We start from the raw sequence: 16799 nt of genomic DNA on the forward strand, positions 1-16799 counted from the left end.
GCTCGCTCATGACGTGCCGCCCGAGGAGAGGCCGAGGCCCTCGGCGAACCGCGCGCGGCTCAGGCGGGCGAGTGGGGTGTCCACGCCGAGTTCGTCGGCGAGGGCCAGGGCCAGGGACAGGTCCTTCTCGCCGAGGTCCCGGACGTGGCGCATGATGTCGTGCAGCGGGTCCGAGGGGTCGAGGGGCGCCGTCGTACGGCGGAGCATGATCGATCCGGGGCCGCCGGTCACGGCGTCGGAGTGGCGGACCACGCGGCCGAGCTTGGTCAGTGACACGCCGGCGGCCTCGGCGAGGCGCTCCGCCTCGGCCGCGGCGGTGAAGGCGACGAAGTGCAGCAGGTTGCGGGCGAGCTTCAGATGGGTGCCGGCGCCGACCGGGCCGGCGTGGAGGATGAGGTCGGCCCACGCGGAGAAGGGCTCCCGAACCCGGTCGAACGCCGTGGCGGTGCCGCCGACCATGACCGCGAGCGTGCCCGCCGCCGCGCCCATGAACCCGCCGGAGACCGGAGCGTCGACGATCTCGACGCCGTACGACCGCGCACGGCCGGCCAGCGCGGTCGCGGTCGCGGCGTGGATCGTCGAGTGGATCGCGATGACCGTGCCGGGCTCGGCGGAGGACAGCAGCGCGGTGACGACCTCGTCGACCTGGGCGTCGTCGCGGACCATGAGGGAGATGAGCGAGGCCGACGCCACGTCGGCGAGCCGGTCGGCGGCCCGCGCGCCGTCCTGGACCAGCGGTTCCATCGCCGCGGGACGAACGTCGTAGACGATCAGATCCCGCCCGATCAGGCGCCTGGCCATGGGAGCGCCCATCTGGCCGAGTCCGACGAAGCCGTACGTCATGCGCGGAACACCTCGCCGCCGTCGACGTTGAAGATCTGCCCGGTGATCCAGGACGCCTCGTCGGAGAGCAGGAACAGGCACATGCCGACGAGGTCCTCGGGAGTGCCCATGCGCTTGAGCGCCATCCTGTCCCGCACGATCTTCTGTGACATACCGCCGGGCACGACCCGGCGGTTGGCCTCGGTGTCGATCGGTCCGGGCGCGATGGCGTTGACGCGGATGCCGAGCGAGCCGAGCTCGTGGGCGAGCTGCTGGGTGATGCCGTTGACGCCGACCTTGGCGAGGCCGTAGAAGCCGGAGTACTGCCAGGCCGCGGTGGAGGACTGGTTGACGATCGCGCCGCCGCCGCGCTCGGCCATGGCGGGATGGCAGGCCCGTGCGCACAGCAGGGCGCCGTCCATGTTCACCGCCATGAACCTCTTGTAGTAGTCCCAGTCGACGCTGAACAGGAAGTCCAGCTTCATCGTGCCGAAGATCGCGGCGTTGTTGACCAGGTAGTCGATCCCGCCGTACGCGCTGACGGCCGCCGCCGCCATGGCCTCGACCGACGCCGGATCGGACACGTCGGTGCGCACGAAGCGGCCCTCGATGTCGTCGGCGACCGCGGCGCCCTTCTCGTCGATGTCCGCGACCACGACGCTCGCGCCCTCGGCGGCCAGCCCGCGCGCGTACGCCTCGCCGATGCCCTGTGCCGCGCCGGTCACGACCGCGACCCTGCCCTCGAAGCGGTTCATCCCGCCCCCTCCGCGATCGACTTGACCTGCAGGTACTCCTCGAACCCGGCGAGGCCCATCTCGCGGCCGACGCCGGACTGCTTGTAACCGCCGAACGGCACGTCGGCGGAGTACCAGACGCCGCCGTTGACGCCGACCGTGCCGGTGCGCAGCCGGCGCGCGACCGCGCGCGCCCGTTCGAGGTCGCCGCCGTGCACCGCGCCGGACAGCCCGTACGGCGAGTCGTTCGCGATGCGCACGGCGTCGTCGTCGCCGTCGTGCGGCAGGATCACCAGCACCGGGCCGAAGATCTCCTCGCGGGCGGTCCGCGACGCGTTGGTCAGCCCGGTGACCAGGGTGGGCTCGATCCAGAAGCCCTTCTCCCGGTCGGCCCGGCGCCCGCCGGTGGCGAAGGCGCCGCCCTCCTCGACCGCGAGCGCGAGGTACTCCTCGACCCGGTCGCGCTGCCGCGCGGAGATCAGCGGCCCGCAGACGGTGCCGTCGTCGCCGGGATCCCCGACGCCGATCTTCGCCAGCGTCCGGGCTGTGATGTCCACGGCCTCGTCGTGGCGTGCGCGGGGAACGAGCAGCCGCGTCGTGATCGCGCACCCCTGCCCCGCGTGCGTGATCCCGCTGAACGCGGCGTACGAGCACGCGCTCCCCAGGTCCGCGTCGTCCAGGACGATGAAGGCCGACTTGCCGCCGAGCTCCAGCAGGACCTTCTTCAGCGACTCGGCCGCCGACCGCATGACCGCGCGGCCGGTCGCCGCCGAGCCGGTGAAGGACACCAGGTCGACCCGGGGATCGGCGGCGAGGCGCGCGCCGAGCGCGTGGTCGGTGCCGGTGACGACGTTGACGACGCCCGGCGGGAGGTCGGTCTCCTCGGCGATGAGCCGGCCGAGCGCAGCCGCGCACCACGGGGTCTCCGGGCTCGGTTTGAGCACCACGGTGTTGCCCGCGGCCAGCGCGGGCCCGAGCTTGGCCAGGTTGATCTGGTGCGGGAAGTTCCCCGGCGTGACGGCGCCGACCACGCCCGCCGGTTCGCGCACCACCTGACGGTCGCTGACCATGCCCATCGGCGCGGCACGGCCGAGGTCGCGGGTCCACTCGTACTCCTCGGCGCGCCGCGCGAACCAGAGGAGGTCGGCGACGGGCGCGTCGAACTGCGCTCCGTACGTCAGGAACCGCGGCGCCCCGACCTCGCGTACCGTCAGGTCGCGCAGCTCGTCGCCGTGGCGTACCAGCGCGTCGTGGAGCTGACGCAGGCAGCGGACCCGTAACGGGAGGTCGGCCGCCCAGCCGGACTCGTCGAACGCGCGGCGGGCCGCGGCGATCGCCTGGTCCAGCTCGGCGAGCGTGGCGTCGGAGGCGGCCCCGATGGTCTCCTCGGTGGCCGGGTCGATCGTCGCGAAGCTCCGGTCGGCACGGACGAGTTCTCCGTCGATCAGGAGCGGGGACGGGCTCTCCCGCCAGTCGTCCAGCGAATTCATCGATCTCCCTTGTTCTTCTCGACCGCGGCCTCGGGCTGGACCTCGACCAGCGTCAGGTGGGTGCCGCGCGGCGTGTGCACGACGGTGGCGATCGCCGTGGCGACGTCCTCCGGCCGCAGGAAGTACGGATGGCGGGCGACGCCCCACTTCACCCAGTCCTCCAGGACGGCGCCGGTGGTCTCCGCGTCCCAGCTCATCCCCATTCCGGTCATGGTCGGGCCCGGCCGGAGGACTGACGCGCGGACGCCGGTGCCCTCCAGCTCCATCGCCATCGCGCGCGCCATGCCCTCCACTCCGTTCTTGGCGGCGACGTACGCGCCCATGCGGGTGCGCGGCACCCGCACGACGTCGGAGGAGACGAACACGATGTCGCCGCGCGCGCGAGCGACCATGCCGGGCACCACGTGGGAGACCAGACGATGGGCCCCGACGAGATGGACCTGGAGCTGCGCGGCGAACGCCTCGGAGTCGAGTTCGTGAACGCGCGTGGCGTCGAGGTCGCCCGCCGCGGAGATCACGATCTCGGGGTCGCCGAACGCCTCGGTGGCGGCCGAGACGAAGCCCTTGACCGAGTCGGAGTCGGCGACGTCCAGCGCGCAGGCGAGGGCCTCGCCGCCGCTCGCGCGGATGGTCGCGGCGATCTCCTCGCATTTGTTCGCGCGGCGCGCGCCGAGGGTCACCGGATGGCCGGAGGCCGCGAGGAGGGTGGCGGTGGCGGCGCCGATCCCGGAGGAGGCGCCGGTGATCAGTGCCGGGCGGCGCTGCGGATGAGGTGCGAACCGGGGCATCGCGGACTCCCTGGAAGGTGATCGGTGGACGTCAGCGCAGGGTCACCGCGATGGGCAGGGCGGCGAACCCCCGTACGTTGATCGAGTGCACGCGCACCGCGTTCGCGGCGTCGATCTCGTACGCGCGCACGCGGCGCACGAACTCGGTCAAGGCGATCCGAGCCTCGAGGCGTGCCAGGTTGGCGCCCAGGCAGAAGTGACGGCCGCCACCGAAGCTGATCAGCGCGGACGTGTCGCGCTCCAGGTCGTAGGTGTCGGGGTCGGCGAAGACCGCCGGATCGCGGTTGGCCGAGCCCACGAGCAGCAGCATCCGCGCGCCCGCCGGCACGACCCGGCCGTACAGCTCGGTGTCCCGGGCGACCGTACGGACGATCATCTGGCTCGACGTGTCGTACCGCAGCGTCTCCTCCCGCCAGGCGACGACCCGCGCGGGGTCGGCCAGCGGCTTGGCGAGCTGCGCGGGGTTCCGCCGGCCCCAGTAGAGCGCGTTGGCGAGCAGCTTGGTCGTGGTCTCGTTGCCCGCCACGACCATGAGGAAGAGGAAGGCGATGATCTCCTGCTCGCTCAGCCGGTCACCGCTCTCCTCGGCTGCCAGCAGCGCGGAGGTCAGGTCGGCGCCCGGCCTGCGGCGGCGTTCGGCGACCAGGTCCTGGTAGTACACGGCCAGCGTGAGCGCGGCCTCCATGCCGGCGGGCGGCACGTCGCCCAAGCCCTCTTCGCGGTGGACCACGAGGTCCGCGAGCCGCCGTAACTCGTCGCGGTCGGCCTGCGGGACGCCCATCAGCTCCGAGATGACGTCCATCGGGAGCCGGCCGGCGAAGTCGGCGACCACGTCGAACTCGCCCCTGGCCAGCGCGGGTTCGAGGTGGCGGCGGGTCAGCCGCAGGATGTCGCCTTCGAGCTCGCGCACGCGGCGCGGCGTGAAGCCCTTCGAGACCAGGGACCGCATTCGCGTGTGGGTGGGCGGGTCCATGGCCAGGAAGGACATGGTCCGGTGCGCGGCCGGGCCCCACGCGCTCGGATCGAGGGAGACGCCGTTCGCGCTGGAGAACCGCTCGTGGTCGCGGAAGGCGGCGGCCACGTCGGCGTGGCGGGAGATCGCCCAGAAGTCGAGCTCGTCGTTGCGGTAGAGCGGAGCGTGCGCGCGCAGCCGCGCGTACGCAGGATAGGGGTCTTCGTGGATCGCGTAGTCGTAGGGGTTGTAGGAGACCTCGAGGGTAGAGGCCACGGCGGTCACCTCACAGCAGGAGTCCGGCCACTTCAGCGAGCCGGTCGGCGATCTGCGCGTAGGACGTGTAACCCATGCCGGCGTGGACGAGGGCGCCCGCGTAGGCGAACTCCAGCGCGCCCAGCACCCGCTCGTCGGCCTCCGGGGAGAGCGCGGCCTGGAGGCGGCGGCGGATGAGCACGCCGATGCGCCGGCGCAGCTCCCGCACGTCGGGGTCGGTGCCGAGCAGCGCGGTCGTGCAGGCGGCGGCGAGCTCGGGTTCGTCGGAGACCAGGAAGGTGATCTCCCGCAGCACCTCGATCACCCGCTCCCGCGCCCCTTCCCGCGCGGGGTCGACCGGCGGCAGCGTGTTCAGCCGCCGCCAGAACACCTCGGCGATCAGGTGGTTCTTCGACGTGAAGTAGGTGTACGCGGTGGCGGGCGCGACGCCGGCGCGGCGCGCGACGTTGCGGACGGTCAGCCCGTCGACGCCGGTCCGGCGGACCTCCTCGACCGCCGCGTCGGTCAGCCGGCGCACCGTGTCGGCCTGGCGGTCGGTCAGTCGCCGCCGGGTCGCCTCCGTCATCGCGTCACTGGACACGTGTCCAGACAGTAGTTCGGTAAGTGATGGCGTACAAGGTCTCGCCGCTGTAATTTTGACCAAGCGTTCGCTCAACATGGGAGCCCGGGATGGCGGGAGAGGCGCAGCAGTCCGACCGCACCTTCACGATCGACCGGCTCGGCCGGCGGGAGCTGTGCGCGCTGGGCCGTGAGTGGCTGCTGCACGGGCATCTGCAGGACCGGATCGGCATGCCGCTGGTGCTCGAGCACGTCGACCGGGAGACGATGCAGCAGGTCGCGATCGACGAGTGGATGGCGGCGAGCCCGGTGTACGCGCCGCGAGTGCGGCGCGCGCTGGGCTTCGGCGGCACCGGCGTCGACGTCATCTTCAAGAACATGCAGCTGGACATCGGCGCGCCGCACCAGTTCCTCGACTTCCGCTACCGGCTGCACGACGCGGCGAAGGGCGAGTTCTTCCTCGCCTCGTGCGGCGCGCTGCTGGACGTGGAGCCGATGGGCGAGGACTTCGTCCGCGGGATGTGCCACACCATCGAGGACCCGACCTTCGACGCGACCGCGGGCGCGGTCAACCCGCACGCCAAGGTGCGGCCGGTGCACCGGCCGCCGCGGGTCCCCGCCGACCGGTGGCCGCACTGCCGGTGGAGCGTCTTCGTGGACGACCACGGCCCCCCTGCGTGCCCGCACCCGAACCTGCCGCTCGTCCAGGCGTCGCTGGCGGCGGGCGTGACCCTGCCCGCGCCTCCGCCGGTCCAGGGCGCCGAGCCCGGTGGCCGGCCCGACTACGGCGGGCCGTTCGACCCCGGGTTCGAGTTCGAGGATCTGTCGCACACCGCGCTGCGGGTCGCGCTCGGCGAGGTCGCGATCCAGAGCCACCTGCTGTTCCGCAGCTTCCTGATCGCCGTCGAGCAGCGCCTCGGCGCCGACGTCGCCCGCTCCTTCACGCCGCGCATGCTCGCCGGCCTCGGCGCGCTGACCTCGGGGCGGCTGCGGCGCGCGCTGCGCATCGGCGGCGGTGTCGGGGGCGTCGCCCGGCTGCTGCGGGTGCATCCGATGCTGGCGCCCACCGGCTACGCCGACATCGCCTGCGAACGGCTCGCGCCGGACCGCCTGCGGTTCGCGCTGCGCGAGTGCCCGCTGACCGCCGAGCCCGACGGGCGTACGTGGCTGGCACCCCTGGAGGACGAACGGCACGGTCCGGCGGCGTTCGGCGCGCTCGTGCGGGGCGGCGAGCCACGGGCGCGGGTGCGGCACACCGCCGTACGCGCGGGCGAGCGGGTGGCCTTCGAGGTCACGGTGGAACCGGGCGCCGAGCCCGTGCCCGAACCGCCCGAGGTCGGGCTCGCCAGGCTCAGCACCGGCGCGGACTTCCGGTTCCGCACGCGCCGGCCGCTACGCGGCTGACGCGGTGCGGCGCACGCGGTCGGGTCACGCGCCGAGGTTCACGCGGTCGGGCCGACGCGCCGAGGTTCATGCGGTCGGGTCACGCGGCCGAGCGGCGTACGGGCGTGAAGCGCACCGGCAGGGCCTCGTACCCGGACACGAAGTTCGCGGGCCGGTGGGCGGGCTCCTCCCAACTGACCGGCTCCAGGTCCGGCAGGCGGAGGAGCAGCCGCTCGAACAGGACGGTCAGTTCCAGCCGCGCGAGGCTGTTCCCCAGGCAGAAGTGCGGGCCGTTCCCGAAGGCGAGGTGCTCGTTCGGCGTGCGCGTGACGTCGAACACGTCCGGGTCGGGGAAGACCCGTGCGTCCCGGTTCGCGCTCGGGTACAGCAGGAGGAGTTTGTCGCCCTCGGCGATGCGCCGATCGTGCAGCACGGTGTCGCGCGTCGCGGTGCGCGCCATGTTCTTGATCGGCGAGACCCAACGGAGCATCTCCTCCACGGCGGTCGGGATCAGCGCCGGATCGTCGACCAGCTTCTGCCGCTGCTCGGGATGGAGGAAGAGCTGCCACGCGCCACCGGAGATGACATGCCGGGTGGTCTCGTCCCCGCCGATCAGGATGAGCAGGGACTCCTGGATGAGCGACTCGTGGTCGAGGCGCTCGCCGTTCACCGTCGCGTTGATCAGCACGCTGATGAGGTCGTCGCGCGGGCAGGCGCGCCGGTCGGCGATGGTGCTCGACGCGAACTCGGTGAAGCCCGTGAACGCCCGGGTGGCGTGCTCCAGCAGCCCGGGGTCGTCGCCGCCCGTGAGGGCGCGCAGCATGTCGTCGGACCAGGTGAGCAGCGACTCGCGCTCCTCGCGCGGGAACCCGAGCGCGTCGCCGATGACGATCAGCGGGAGCTGCGCGGCGATGTCGTGCACGAAGTCGCACTCGCCGCGCTCGCACACGGAGTCGATGATCTCGTCGCAGATCCGCCGCAGGTACGCGCGCTGCGCCGCGACCCGCCGTGGGGTGAATCCGGCGCTGACCAGTTTCCTCCTGAGCTTGTGCTCGGGATCGTCCATGTCGATCATCATCGGCAGGTTGGAGGTGTCCGGGCGGATGCCCTCGCCACTGCAGAAGACGTCCGGCCGGCGGGAGACGGACTTGACGTCGGCGTAGCTCGCGACGCCCCACGTCCGGCTGTTCGGGTCCCAGTAGACGGGTGCGTTCTCCCGCATCCAGCGCAGTTCCGCGTGGGGGTCGCGGCCCCAGAAGTCGCCGCTGGTCAGGTTGATGGCGTCGTTGACGGGCTGTTCGGGCATGGACGTCCTCCTGGGCCGGGGAGTCGGCTCACCAAAGGGGCACGGGGGTCTGGCCGCGCTTGTAGTAGCCGGGGATCGGGCCGCCCGCGGCGACGCGGTCCAGGCGTCTGCGCATGCCGTCCGACAGGGCGTCCGCCTTCATCATCTCGACGAAGAGGGAGGTGACGTTGCCGAGATCGAACCAGTCCCGCTGCCAGCTCCACTGCCGGTCCCCCGCGTACCGGAACCAGCTACCGCCGATCCCCGCGACCTCGTACGGGCCGCCGTCGGAACGGCGCGCGTCGGCGACCTGCCGCCAGAACCCGACGACCTCGCCCTTGCGCTCGTCGATGAGGATGCTCTGGTACGGGTAGGACCAGCCGTCCAGGCCGCCCATCTCACTGCCGAGGGCCAGTTCGCGTATCTCCTCGCGCCCGACGGCCATGAAGTCCTGGTCGGGGCCGACGTTCCAGCCGTACGTCGCGTCCTCGGTGTACAGCTCGGCGAGCGGGCGCCAGTCGCCGATCTCCTCGCAGCGCCGGTTGGTCTCGAGCCAGTGCCGGACCATGTCGTCCAGTTCGTCGCGGGAGTGACCCGCCATGCCGACCTCCTCGGTGTCAGGGCGTGGTGGGCTTGAGGGTGAGGGCTCCGGTGGGGCAGTACCGCACGGCCGCCTCGGCCTCGGCACGGGCGTCCTCGGGAGGCTCCGGATCCAGCAGGCGGACCTTGCCCCGGCGCTCGACCGCGAACAGGTCGGGTGCCTCCAGCTCGCACATCGCGTGGCCCTGGCACAGGTCCAGGTCGACCTCGATCCTCACGAGCGCCTCTTCCGGTAGGTGACGGCACACGGCCGGGCGAGCTGGACGACCATCTTGCTGTGGTCGTTCCGGTACGAGCCGGGATCCTGGGCGAGCTCGAACTCCCAGTCGCGCAGCAGCACCGAGAAGATCGCCTTGAGCTGGATCATCGCGAAGCCGGCGCCGACGCACCGGTGCCGCCCGGCGCCGAACGGCACCCACGTCCACCGGTTGACCAGGTCCTCCTCGCGGCCCTTCCCGTACCGTTCCGGCCGGAAGGCGTCGGGGTCGGGGAAGTCGGCCGGGATGCGGTTCGAGACCGCCACCGAGCAGCCGACCATCGTCCCGGCCGGGATCGTCTCGCCGAGGACCCGCTGCTCGGTCTTCGCCACCCGCAGCAGGAGGATCAGCGGCGGGTGCAGCCGCAGCGCCTCCTTGATCGCCGATTCCAGGCGGGGGATCTCCCGGAGCGCCTGGAAGCTGATCTCCGAGCCGTCCGCGTACAGGTCGTCGAGCTCGGCGACCACGTCCCGCATGACGTCCGGATGGCGCAGCAGCTCGATCAGCGTCCAGGCCGCGGTGCCCGAACTGGTGTGGTGGCCCGCGAACATCATCGAGATGAACATCCCGGTGACCTGGTCCGCGGTGAACTTCGGCGTGCCGTCCCGCTCGCGTATCGACATCAGTACGTCGAGCAGGTCGCGGTCCTCGCGCGGTGGTCGCGGCGGTCGCGAGTCCATGATCTGCCGCACCGACTCGACCAGGGCGAGCCGCGCGCGGTCGCGGCGGCGGAAGCTCTCGATGTCCGCGTACGGGTCGACGTACGCGATGGCATCGGTGCCGCGCTCGAGATCGCGGTACAGCTCGGCGAAGCGCCGGTCGAGCCGGTCCCGGAACTTCTTGCCGATCAGGCACGCGGACGAGGTGTAGATGGTCAGCTCGGCGAACCAGTCGAGCAGGTCGATCCGCCCCGACTCGCCCCAGGGGGCGACCATACGTTCGACCTCGGCGGCGATGGTGGCGGCATGCCCCTTTAAGTACGCGCCCTTGAGGGCCTGGTTGTGCAGGGCCTCGCGGCGCTGCTCCGGCGTGGCGTCGAAGACCACGCCCTCGCCGAAGATCGGCGTCATGAACGGGTAGGCCTCGGCCTGGTCGAGGTCCTCCTCCGGGGCCCGGAAGAAGAACTCGTTGGCCCCCGCGCCGGACAGCAGGGCGACCGGCCGCCCCGCCAGCATGAACCGGCCGACGTCGCCGCACTCCTCCCGAACGCGGCGCATCAGGGCGATCGGGTCGGTGCGCAACTCCTCGAGGTGGTCAGGACCTCCGGAAACCGTCTTCATCACTGCTCCAGGGCTCGCTTCTCTCCCCGTGCGGGACTGCCCGGCATACGAGAGTACATATTCTGAAAACATGTACTGTCAAGGCCGAGTGACGTGATCGACGCCGTTCCGGCCGGTCTGGTGAAATGGGGGCCATGCGCACGCACGGGTGGCGGGGCGATCCGCCGAAGAGCGACGATGAGGCGCGCCGGCGCATCATCGACGCGACCGCCCGCTGCGTGGACCGGTACGGCGCCCGCAAGACCGGCCTGACCGACGTCGCCGAGGAGCTCGGGGTCACCCGCGCGACGATCTACCGGTACTACCGCAACATCGAGGAGCTGATCAAAGCCACCTCGCTGGCCGCCGCCGACGAGTTCACCGACCGGCTGATCGCGCACGTCGCCCCGTTCACCGAGCCCGCCGACATCCTCGTCGAGGCCCTGGCGTTCACCATCGAACGGGTGCCCGTCGAGCCGCACGTCGGCCTGCTGCTCGCCACCGGCCGCACGGCCAGCTTCGGCGCCGAGATGCTGTCGCCGATCGCCATCCGCCTCACCCGTGAGCTGCTGGAACGCCTCTCGATCGACTGGCCGGCGCACGGCTACGACGACGCTGAACTGAGCGGCCTGGCCGAGTTCCTGCTACGCCTGCTGCACTCCTACATCCCCGGCCCGCAGCACCGGCGGACGGCCGCCGAGGATCCGCGGCCCTTCCTCCGCCGCTGGCTGGTCCCCGCATTCGCCGCCACCCACCCCCGGGACAGGGTGCGGTCCGCGGGATGACCGCCTGACCGGGAGCCACTCCGCGGCTCGGCCCGCTTTTCCGCTGCGTCGGATCTTCCGATGAACGGTACTGACCGTACTCATCCTTCTTGATTGCCAGCTCTGCATCAGCGAGTTTAAGGTACGACATGTACCTTAAATCTTAGGTAGGCAACCGAGGAGACTCATGATCACAGATGTCGTCATCGCCGGCGGCGGTCCGAACGGGCTGATGCTGGCCTGCGAACTGAGCCTGGCCGGGGTCCGGCCCGTGGTGCTGGAGCGGCTACCGGAGCCGAGCGAGGAACCGAAGGCGAACGGATTGCTCGGCCAGGTCGTGAGGATGCTCGACCGCCGGGGGCTGTACGAACGTCTCAGCGGTAGTCCGGGACCGCCGCAGCCGAACTCCGGATACTTCATGTTCGGCGCGATGGGCCTGGACCTGAGCCTGCTGGACGACAGCCCCGTTCACGCCCTGCCGGTGCCGCAACGACGCATCGTGCAGGTCCTGCAGGAGCGCGCCATCGAACTGGGCGTGGAGATCCGGCGGGGACACGAGGTCGTCGGCCTGTCGCAGGACGACGACGCGGTCACCGTCGACGTCGCGGGTCCGAGCGGGGCATACCCTCTGCGGGCCCGGTATCTCATCGGCGCGGATGGGGCACACAGCGCCACGCGGAAGCTCTCCGGCATCGGATTCCCCGGCGTCACCTACGACCGGATGACCGTCCGCACAGCGCACGCGACGGTCCCGGCGGAGCTGGTCGATCCCGCCACCGGCGCGCTGAACGTACCCGGCCACGGCGCTGTTCTGCCGTTCCTGCCCCACCGCACCGAACGCGGCGGGTTCTCCTACGCGCCGATGCCCGGCCACCCGCCGCTGGTCAGCACCACAGAGTGGGACCAGCCCGAGACCGACGCTCCAATGGGCCTTGATGAGTTGCGGGCGAGCATCCGCCGCGTGCTCGGCGTCGACGTGCCACTCGGTCCCCCCGACGGTGAAGGACCGCACGTGCTGCGCCGGTTGACCGGCGGCAACACCCGACTCGCCGAACGCTTCTGCGACGGCCGGGTGTTCCTGATCGGTGATGCCGCCCACGTGTACGCCGCCACGGGAGGAGGGCCCGGGCTCAACCTCGGCCTGCAGGACGCGGTCAACCTCGGGTGGAAACTCGCCACCGTGCTCCGTGGCAGCGCCCCGCCCGCGCTGCTGAACAGTTACGAGACGGAGCGGCGAGCGGCCGCCCACCGCATGATCCTGAACGCGCAGGCGCAGTCGGCCCTGATCGCCCCCGGCGGCGACGTCACCGGACTGCGCGAGCTGTTCACCGAACTGCTCCGCGACCAGAGCACCGTGCAGCGCCTCGCCGAACTCATCGCAGGCGCCGACGTCCGCTACGACATGGGCGAACCCGAGGCGCACCCGCTGATCGGCCGGTTCGCCCCGGACCTGGAACTGCACACCCCGACCGGGCCGGTCCGGCTGGCCGAGCTGACCAGAACCGCACGCCCCCTGCTGCTCGACCTGACCGAAGGAGCATCGCCGGCGGAGACGCTCGCCCTGTGGCACGACCAAGTCGATATCGTCACCGCGCGCCCTCAGAGCTCAGCGACCACCGCCCTGCTCCTTCGCCCGGACTGCTACGTGGCCTGGGCATCCGCATCGCCCCACCCAGATCCCACGGAACTGGAAGGACTCCGGACGGCCGTGCGGCGGTGGTTCGGTGTGATCGAACCCGCCCGCCCCTGAGAGGAAGGGACCGTACGGTCAACGACACCTCTCTGTGCCGAACCGCGGCGAGCAGAGAGGTGTCGTTGACGGGGGCCGAGTACTCGATGGACCGACTCGTCGGGTCAGTCGTTCCAGACCTGGAGGCTGGAGATCTGACCGGCCGGCCAGCCGGTGTTCGCGGTGACGTTGACCCGGAAGTACCGCTGGGTGGTCGCGGTGATCGGGATGGTCACCGTGTTGTTGCTCGCGGGGTCGAAGGTGTAGGCGGCGGACGACTTGAGCGTGGTGAAGTCACTCCCATTCGTACTGCCGAGGACGGACAGCGTCTGGGTGCGCGCGCCCCAGGACGCCGGCAGTTGCAGGACGATCCGGTCGGCGCTCTGCGCGGAGCCGAGGTCGACCTGGACCCACTGCGGAAAGGCGTTGTTGGCGCTCTCCCAGTAGGTGTCCTGGTTGCCGTCGGTGACGTTGCCCGACGGGTAGACGTCGTTGTGGCTGGACTCGCCGGTGGGCTTGCCCGCCGCGAGATCGGTGGCCGTCCCGCCCGTACCGGTGCCGGTCAGCGCGACGGTCGTCGGGCTGTTGGTGGCGTTGCTGTTGACGGTCAGCGTGCCGGTGCGCGTACCGGACGCCGTCGGCCGGAAGCTCACGTTCGCGGTGCAGGACGCGCCGGCGCTCAGGGAGCTGCCGCAGTTGTTCGTCATCGAGTAGTCGCCGGTGGCCACGACGGACGACAGCGAGGCCGCCGCCGAGCCGGTGTTCGTGATCGTCACGGCCTTCGCCGCGCTGGTCGTGTTCACCGCCTGGCTCCCGAAGCTCAGCGACGTCGGGGCGGCGCTGAGCGTCGCGGAGCCACCGGACGAGCTCCCGCTCGGGTAGACCTCGAGCTCGGAGGCCTGGGCGGCGTTCCAGCCGGAGTTGGCGGTGAAGTTGACGCGGACGTAGCGGGCGTTGGTGGCCGGCACCGGGATGTTCACCACGTTCGTCGGCGAGGTGAACGTGTACGTCGCGGAGCCAACGGCGGTGCCGAAGCTCGAGCCGTCGGTGCTGGTCAGCACCGACAGCGTCTGCGTGCGCGTGCCCCAGGCGGAGGACGGCGGCAGCTTCAGCGTGACCTTCCCGATGCTGTACGCGGCGCCGAGGTCGACCTGCAGCCACTGCGGCCACGACCCGTTCGCGCTCTCCCAGTACGTGTTGGCGTCGCCGTCGGTCGCGGTCGAGGCGGTCTGCGTGCCGTTCACCTCGCTGCTCGCCGTGGCCGTCCGGCCGCGGGCGAGGTTGGTGTCGGTGCCGATGCCGCTGCCGGTCAGGGCGACCGTCGTCGGGCTGTTGTTGGCGTTGCCGGTGATCGTGACGTTGCCCGTACGGGTGCCGGACGCGGACGGGGTGAACTTCACGGTCACCGTGCAGGACGCGCCGACCGCCAGGGTCGAGCAGTTGTTGGTCTGGCTGTAGTCGCCGCTCGCGCTGACACCGGACACGGTGGCCGACGTCGTGCCCGTGTTGGTGACCGTGACGGCCTGCGTCGCCGATGACTGGCCGACGAGCGTGCCGGGGAAGCTCAGGCTCGCCGGGTTCGGGCTGAGGATCGGCCCGGGCGCGACGCCCGTGCCGGACAGCGGGACGGTGTTGGTGATCCCGGACGCCGTGATGCTCAGGTTGCCGGTGCGCGAGCCCGCCGCGGTCGGGCTGAACTTGACGCTGACCGTGCAGGACGCGCCGGCCGCGATCGAGCTGCCGCAGGTGTTGGTCTGGCCGAAGTCACCGCTCGTGGTGATCGAGCCGACCGGGGCGGCGGCGGTGCCGCTGTTGGTGACGGTCACGTTCTGCGCGGCGCTCGTGGAGCCGGTCGCCACGCTGCCGAAGCCGAGGGCGGTGGGGCTGATCGAGATCAGCGATCCGTTGTCCGGCAGGTACGGCGGGAAGGTGGGGTTGGTGATGTTCTGGCACCCCGTCGAGCCGAAGACGCCGGAGTTGCCGCCCCCGTCGGTCAGGGTGAAGCCGACGCCGCAGTTGTAGATCGGAGCGGGCGCCTGCGTTCCGGTGGCGGTGCTGTTAGTGATCTTGGCCGAGCCGCCGACCTGCTCCTGCACGACCCAGGTCCCGGTGTTCTGGATCGTCGCGTTGTTGATGGAGACGTTGGTGATGCTGGAGCCCGAGACGAACTGGATCGCCTCGAACGGGCTCTGCTGGATGAGGATGTTGTCGACGTTGACCTGACCGCTCATCGCCGCGTCCCGCGCGTCGAACCACAGCGCGCCGACGCCGAAGTTCCAGTTCGGGTCGAGGCTGCCCGAGCGGATGATCGTGTTGCGCAGCACGTCGGTGCGGCCCAGCGGGGTCGAGCTGAAGCGCTGCGCGACGTGGATGCCGCCGCCCTGGGTGAGGCCGGCGTCGATGACCCGGTTGTCGGCGACGGTGTTGTCGTGGCCGCCGTAGATGGCGATGCCGTTGGCGAGGATCGGGTACTGCACGGTGTCGTGGTCGAACGAGTCGTTCGCGTCGGCGTTGGTGTCTGACCAGGTCGCCAGGCCGTCGTCCCCGAGGTTGCGCAGGTCGCTACCCGTCACCTTCGAGCCGGTCACGCCGTCGTGGAAGTTGACGCCGTCCGCCGTCGTGTTCCGGATCCGCATGCCGCTGAAGACGAGGTTGGTCATGGGCCCGTCCATCCAGGCGCCGACCTTCTCGTGCTCGATCCAGAGCCGGTCGACGGTGGAGTTGCTGAGCGCGCCGCCGATGCCGTTGACCTGGGCGCCGTCGTTGCGCTCCTGGACGTCGCCGAAGATGGCGAAGTCCGCGAGGTGGACGCCGCTGCTGCCGTTCGGCGCGTAGTTGCCGTAGAAGCCGGGGGCCGCGCCGACGATCGTCGAGTGCCACATGCCCGCGCCCTTGATCGTGACGTTGTCGAGGACGAGGTGGCCCGGAATCTTGAAGGTGCCCTCGGGGATCCAGACGGTGCCACCGGCCCCCGCCGCGGAGATCGCCGCGTTGAACGCCGCGGTGGAGTCCGCGCTGCCGGTCGGATCGGCGCCCTTACTGGTCACCGAGACCGAGCCGGACGGCTGGGACAGGGCGCCCGAGACGTTCTCGAAGTCGGCGAAGTCGATCGTGTAGGAGGAGGCGGTGTTCCCCGCGTCCACCTGCAGCCGGAACTTCGTGCCCGCCGGGTAGGTGGTCGAGAAGAGACGGTGCACCTCGTCGTAGAAGTGGTGCGGGTTGCTCCCCGGCGTGTTCGTGAACGGATAGCCGCCGTAGTACCAGCTGTACGCGTTGGTCAGCGTGAAGTCGCTCTGCTTGGTCCCGTTGACGTAGAAGGACAGCGGAGCCGTGTAGACCGAGCCGTTGGAACTGTCCGGGATGCTGTAGCGGAAGACGATCGAGTTCGTGGCGACCGGGGTGGTGAACTCGACGTACTTGCCGCTGCCCTGCAGGGTCACGGCCTTGCGGTAGGAGGCCTCGGCGGACAGCGTGTTGTAGGCCGCGCTCGGACCGATGACCGTGCCGTTGGTCGTGGCGTTCTCCGCCTGGACCTCGACGTACGGCAGTGTCGCGCCGACACCGCCGCTCGCGGCCGCGTCGGCGGGCCCGGCCGACAGCAGGACGAGGCCGGCGGCGACGAGCAGGCCGCTGAGGAGGGCACCGAGACGGGTTCGGCGTCTCGCGTACTGATCGGACATGTACGGCTCACTCTCGGTGAGGCCCCGGGAGGTCACGGACCTGGAGAGGCCCGCGCGCACGCTGCGGCGGGAGCCGGGCACCGGAGGCCGCCGCACGGACGAGTGCGGACGCCGGCGGGTGGGGCGATCCAGATCGAGGGCCGTGACGGGGCGGGGCTGGGGGCGGGGTGGAGCGTGTTACAGGGAAGGTAACTCCCATGACACGCGATCGCAATATCTAGA

Annotated in this window: 14 protein-coding genes; 3 read left to right on the forward strand and 11 right to left on the reverse strand. The window is 71.1% G+C overall.

The features are described from left to right. Nucleotides 1–6: 6 nt before the first annotated feature. The 6 genes from AB0K82_RS20285 to AB0K82_RS20310 are packed head-to-tail and all read right to left on the reverse strand — an operon-like array spanning nt 7 to nt 5642. The gene (locus tag AB0K82_RS20285) at nt 7–843 is read right to left on the reverse strand and encodes an NAD(P)-dependent oxidoreductase (RefSeq protein ID WP_364398904.1); all 837 of its coding nucleotides are present in this window, start codon (nt 841–843) and stop codon (nt 7–9) included. Beyond that, on the reverse strand, nt 840–1577 hold the full coding sequence (locus AB0K82_RS20290; protein WP_364398906.1) for an SDR family oxidoreductase: 738 nt from the start codon (nt 1575–1577) through the stop codon (nt 840–842). The genes AB0K82_RS20285 and AB0K82_RS20290 overlap by 4 nt, the downstream gene beginning before the upstream one ends. After that, complete coding sequence (locus tag AB0K82_RS20295) at nt 1574–3046, reverse strand: aldehyde dehydrogenase (RefSeq protein WP_364398907.1); 1473 nt, start codon at nt 3044–3046, stop codon at nt 1574–1576. The genes AB0K82_RS20290 and AB0K82_RS20295 overlap by 4 nt, the downstream gene beginning before the upstream one ends. Beyond that, a complete protein-coding gene (locus AB0K82_RS20300; RefSeq protein ID WP_364398909.1) occupies nt 3043–3834 on the reverse strand; it encodes an SDR family oxidoreductase in 792 nt (263 codons plus the stop codon). Before AB0K82_RS20300 ends, AB0K82_RS20295 begins: the two co-directional genes overlap by 4 nt. A gap of 31 nt (nt 3835–3865) precedes the next feature. After that, entirely contained in the window at nt 3866–5062 is a 1197-nt protein-coding gene (locus tag AB0K82_RS20305; protein ID WP_364398911.1) for a cytochrome P450, read from the reverse strand. A 10-nt stretch (nt 5063–5072) separates the two neighbouring features. Continuing rightward, nucleotides 5073–5642: a helix-turn-helix domain-containing protein gene (locus AB0K82_RS20310; protein WP_364398912.1), complete on the reverse strand. Its 570-nt coding sequence runs from the start codon at nt 5640–5642 to the stop codon at nt 5073–5075. An 89-nt stretch (nt 5643–5731) separates the two neighbouring features. On the opposite strand from AB0K82_RS20310, the gene AB0K82_RS20315 reads away from it, so the two are divergent. Continuing rightward, nucleotides 5732–7024: a hypothetical protein gene (locus tag AB0K82_RS20315; RefSeq protein WP_364398913.1), complete on the forward strand. Its 1293-nt coding sequence runs from the start codon at nt 5732–5734 to the stop codon at nt 7022–7024. Between the two features lie 79 nt (nt 7025–7103). Here the strand turns inward: AB0K82_RS20315 and AB0K82_RS20320 are convergent, their stop codons facing one another. The 4 genes from AB0K82_RS20320 to AB0K82_RS20335 are packed head-to-tail and all read right to left on the reverse strand — an operon-like array spanning nt 7104 to nt 10425. Continuing rightward, complete coding sequence (locus AB0K82_RS20320) at nt 7104–8309, reverse strand: cytochrome P450 (RefSeq protein WP_364398915.1); 1206 nt, start codon at nt 8307–8309, stop codon at nt 7104–7106. Between the two features lie 28 nt (nt 8310–8337). Beyond that, nucleotides 8338–8889 carry a nuclear transport factor 2 family protein gene (locus AB0K82_RS20325; protein WP_364398917.1) on the reverse strand — a complete coding sequence of 184 codons (552 nt, stop codon included), beginning with the start codon at nt 8887–8889 and terminating at the stop codon, nt 8338–8340. A gap of 16 nt (nt 8890–8905) precedes the next feature. Beyond that, a complete protein-coding gene (locus AB0K82_RS20330) occupies nt 8906–9106 on the reverse strand; it encodes a ferredoxin (protein WP_364398919.1) in 201 nt (66 codons plus the stop codon). Next, on the reverse strand, nt 9103–10425 hold the full coding sequence (locus AB0K82_RS20335; RefSeq protein WP_364398920.1) for a cytochrome P450: 1323 nt from the start codon (nt 10423–10425) through the stop codon (nt 9103–9105). The genes AB0K82_RS20330 and AB0K82_RS20335 overlap by 4 nt, the downstream gene beginning before the upstream one ends. A 134-nt stretch (nt 10426–10559) precedes the next feature. Here AB0K82_RS20335 and AB0K82_RS20340 point away from each other — a divergent pair, with 134 nt between their 5' ends. Then, nucleotides 10560–11189: a TetR/AcrR family transcriptional regulator gene (locus tag AB0K82_RS20340; protein ID WP_364398922.1), complete on the forward strand. Its 630-nt coding sequence runs from the start codon at nt 10560–10562 to the stop codon at nt 11187–11189. Between the two features lie 166 nt (nt 11190–11355). Next, nucleotides 11356–12918: an FAD-dependent oxidoreductase gene (locus AB0K82_RS20345; protein WP_364398924.1), complete on the forward strand. Its 1563-nt coding sequence runs from the start codon at nt 11356–11358 to the stop codon at nt 12916–12918. 104 nt (nt 12919–13022) lie between these two features. On the opposite strand, the gene AB0K82_RS20350 is transcribed toward AB0K82_RS20345, so the two are convergent. Continuing rightward, nucleotides 13023–16577, reverse strand: a complete 3555-nt coding sequence (locus AB0K82_RS20350) for a choice-of-anchor D domain-containing protein (protein WP_364398926.1) — start codon at nt 16575–16577, stop codon at nt 13023–13025. Nucleotides 16578–16799 lie beyond the last annotated feature (222 nt).

The sequence above is a fragment of the Actinoallomurus sp. NPDC052274 genome (assembly GCF_040679475.1).
In the GTDB taxonomy this organism is placed as follows: Bacteria; Actinomycetota; Actinomycetes; order Streptosporangiales; family Streptosporangiaceae; genus Actinoallomurus; species Actinoallomurus liliacearum.